Source organism: Neisseria sp. P0009.S007, assembly GCF_051962515.1.
Genome location: NZ_JBQCVF010001074.1, coordinates 1 through 278, shown reverse-complemented (window position 1 = coordinate 278; position 278 = coordinate 1). Strand labels below are relative to the sequence as shown.

The window sequence follows — 278 nt, the reverse complement described above, 5'->3', positions numbered from 1 at the left end:
ACGGGAACGACCACCGCAGCGGTAATCAGGGTGAGCTTGATTGCCGCCCACGCTTCGGGATCGGTAAGGGATTGCAGGTACAAATCCCAACCGCCTTTCGGCGCTTCGTAAAACACGGCGACAAGCGGTACGACCAGCATCAGCAGCAGGAACCCCAGCGCGACGGCGGTCAACAGCACGCGCAGCCAGCGCGGTTCGGTCAGGTTGGGATTGGCGGAATAGGGTTTCAGGGCGGTGGTGTTCTCAGGTTGGTTTTAAGATGTTTGGAGGTCGTCTGA

At 59.4% G+C, this 278-nt stretch carries 1 pseudogene; it reads right to left on the bottom strand.

Annotated elements, in window-relative coordinates:
- Positions 1–230: pseudogene (locus ACTHS3_RS17800) on the bottom strand (sulfate ABC transporter permease subunit CysW); the annotation flags it as partial.
- Between the last annotated feature and the right edge of the window lie 48 nt (positions 231–278).